This window comes from Actinomadura geliboluensis, from assembly GCF_005889745.1.
GTDB lineage: Bacteria > Actinomycetota > Actinomycetes > Streptosporangiales > Streptosporangiaceae > Spirillospora > Spirillospora geliboluensis.
On record NZ_VCKZ01000635.1, the window covers coordinates 1 to 3,362 of the forward strand.

General features: G+C 70.5%; 2 protein-coding genes. Both read left to right on the forward strand.

Annotation, left to right across the window (positions count from 1 at the left end; all coding sequences use genetic code 11):
• Positions 1-261 precede the first annotated feature (261 nt).
• On the forward strand, positions 262-1,551 hold the full coding sequence (locus ETD96_RS42805) for a sensor domain-containing diguanylate cyclase (protein WP_138642191.1): 1,290 nt from the start codon (positions 262-264) through the stop codon (positions 1,549-1,551).
• Positions 1,552-1,617: 66 nt separating this feature from the next.
• The gene (gene ettA, locus ETD96_RS42810; protein WP_138642192.1) at positions 1,618-3,282 is read left to right on the forward strand and encodes an energy-dependent translational throttle protein EttA; all 1,665 of its coding nucleotides are present in this window, start codon (positions 1,618-1,620) and stop codon (positions 3,280-3,282) included.
• Positions 3,283-3,362 lie beyond the last annotated feature (80 nt).

Genomic DNA, 3,362 nt, shown 5'->3' on the forward strand with positions numbered 1-3,362 from the left:
GGGGGAGCGGGGGCGTGGCCGGCGTGGTCGCCGGTCGGCGCCCCCGCGCCGTCGGGGTTCTGCGGCCTGGTCAGATCCAGGAAATGCCGCGCATGACGATTTCCCCCTCAGGATGTGCTGAGCACCGCGAATCCGCGGGCCCTGATGCCGGTGCCCGGAACGGTCACCGGCATGTGCCTTCCCGAACGTACCTGTTTCACGCCCGTTCCGCACACGTTGCAACTATCGTGTTACACAACGTGATGCGCGTAAGGGGGAAGGATGACGGCAGTGCAGTCGTCCGCCGAGGACCATGGTGGGGAGCTGGCCGGCAAGCCCGGGCGCCGGGTACGACCGGGGCGTCCGACCCTGCTCGTGGTCTACGTGCCGGTGGTCGTCGCCGTCCACCTCGGGCTCATCGTCGCCGGGCTGGTGGAGACCCCGTACCGGGGCGACGAGCTGGTGACGTTCGCGGCCCTGCTGGCGTGCGGGGCCATGTGCATCGAGGCGACCCGGCGGCTCGGCATGCCGGCCGGCGTGGCGCGTGACCTGCTGTCGGCCTGGTGGCTGCCGGTGGCGCTCCTGCTGCCGCCGTTGTACGCGCTGCTGCTCCCGATACCGCTGCAGGCGCTGCTGCAGTTCCGGGTGCGCCGCACGCTGATCTACCGGCGGGCGATCGTCGCCGGCGCGCTCGGCATCGCCGGGGCGTGCGCGTCCGAGGTGTTCCACCTGGTGGTGCCCGAACCGCTGGAGGGGGCGCCGCAGTGGGTCGTCGAGCCCTACCCGGGCATCCCGGCCGCCGTCGGCTGCGCGGCGCTGTTCACCGTGGTGAACACGGCGATCGTCGCGGTCGCGGCGCACGCGGCGAACCCCGAGAGCCGCTGGCGGGACGTCCTGTGGAACCGCGAGAGCCTGCTGCTGGACGTGGTCGAGCTCTGCGTCGGCGTCATCGTGGCGATCACCAGCGCCCTGTCGCTGGGCCTGCTCCTGCTGGCGCTGCCCCCCGTGATGCTGCTGCAGCGCAGCCTGATGCACCAGCAGCTCCAGGCCGCCGCGCGCACGGACGCGAAGACGGGCCTGCTGAACGCGTCGGCCTGGCAGCGGGAGGCCGACACCGAGCTGTCCCGGGCGCAGCGCACCCACGACGCCGTCGCCCTGCTGCTGATCGACATCGACCACTTCAAGCGGGTCAACGACACGCACGGCCACCTGATCGGCGACCAGGTGCTGGTGGGGGTGGCCAGCACCCTGTGCCACCAGCTGCGCGACTACGACGTGGTGGGGAGGTTCGGCGGCGAGGAGTTCGTGGTGCTGCTGCCGGGCGCCGACACCGTGGAGGCGTGCCGGGTCGCGGAGCGGCTCCGCGGCCGGGTCCGCAGGCTCGCGGTGCCCGCCGAGGAGGGCACGGTCACGGTCACGGTCTCGGTGGGCGTCGCCCTCTTCCGCACCCACGGCCAAGACCTTCTGGAGCTGCTCGCCGCCGCCGATCTCGCCCTGTACCGCGCCAAGTCGTCCGGCCGCGACCGGGTCTGCCTCCCCGCCCTGGACGGCCCCAAGACCGCGGGCGGCTGAGGCGGCCCCGCGCGGGCCGCGCCGGGGAGCGCCGAAGCGGTCCCAGGACCCTCTAGGCTTGAGGATATGGCCGAGTACATCTACACGATGCAGCGTGTGCGCAAGGCACATGGCGACAAGGTCGTCCTCGACGACGTCACCCTGCATTTCCTCCCGGGCGCGAAGATCGGCGTCCTGGGGCCGAACGGCACCGGTAAGTCGACGCTGCTGCGGATGATGGCCGGTCTGGAACAGCCCTCCAACGGCGACGCGCGCCTGATGCCGGGGTTCACCGTCGGCATGCTCCAGCAGGAGCCGCCGCTGAACGAGGAGAAGGACGTCCTCGGGAACGTGCAGGAGGGCGTCGCCGAGACCAAGGCGATGGTCGACCGGTTCAACGAGATCGCCGAGAAGATGGCGACGGACTACTCCGACGAGCTGATGGAGGAGATGGGCAAGCTCCAGGAGCAGCTCGACCACCGCAACGCGTGGGACCTCGACAGCCAGCTCGAGCAGGCGATGGACGCGCTGCGCTGCCCGCCCGGCGACGCCGAGGTCTCGAAGCTGTCGGGTGGTGAGCGCCGGCGCGTCGCGCTGTGCAAGCTCCTGCTCGAAGCGCCCGACCTGCTGCTGCTGGACGAGCCCACCAACCACCTGGACGCCGAGAGCGTGCAGTGGCTGGAGCAGTTCCTCGCCAAGTACGAGGGCACCGTCCTGGCCGTCACGCACGACCGGTACTTCCTCGACAACGTCGCCACCTGGATCCTCGAACTGGACCGGGGCCGCTGCTACCCCTACGAGGGCAACTACTCCACGTACCTGGAGAAGAAGGCCGACCGGCTGAAGGTCGAGGGCAACAAGGACGCCAAGCGCAAGAAGCGCCTCCAGGACGAGCTGGAGTGGGTCCGCTCCAACCCGAAGGCGCGGCAGACCAAGAGCAAGGCCCGCCTGGAGCGCTACGAGGAGATGGCGGCGGAGGCCGCCAAGACCCGCAAGCTGGACTTCGAGGAGATCCAGATCCCGCCGGGCCCGCGCCTCGGCAACACGGTCATCGTCGCCGACAAGCTCACCAAGGGCTTCGAGGACCGGCTGCTGATGGACGACCTCTCGTTCAACCTGCCGCCGAACGGCATCGTCGGCGTCATCGGCCCGAACGGCGTCGGCAAGACCACGCTCTTCCGCATGATCGTCGGCGAGGAGCAGCCGGACGCCGGCGTGCTGCGCCTCGGTGAGACCGTCAAGGTCTCCTACGTCGACCAGGGCCGCGGCGGTATCGACGCCAAGAAGACGGTGTGGGAGGTCGTCTCGGACGGTCTCGACCACATCAACGTCGGCCAGGTCGAGATGCCGTCCCGCGCCTACGTCGCGGCGTTCGGGTTCAAGGGCCCCGACCAGCAGAAGCCGGCGGGCGTCCTGTCCGGCGGCGAGCGCAACCGCCTCAACCTGGCGCTGACGCTGAAGATGGGCGGCAACGTCCTCCTGCTGGACGAGCCCACCAACGACCTGGACACCGAGACCCTGTCCAGCCTGGAGAACGCGCTCCTCGAATTCCCCGGCTGCGCCGTGATCACCTCGCACGACCGGTGGTTCCTGGACCGCATCGCCACCCACATCCTCGCGTGGGAAGAGGGCTCGAACTGGTTCTGGTTCGAGGGCAACTTCGCCGACTACGAGAAGAACAAGATCGAGCGCCTGGGCGCGGACGCCGCCCGCCCGCACCGGGTGACGCACCGCAAGCTCACCCGCGACTGACCGCCCGCACCGCATCGCCCGACGGCCCCGTGAAGCACCCCTTCACGGGGCCGCCGCGTCCCACCCGATCAGCCCCAGGC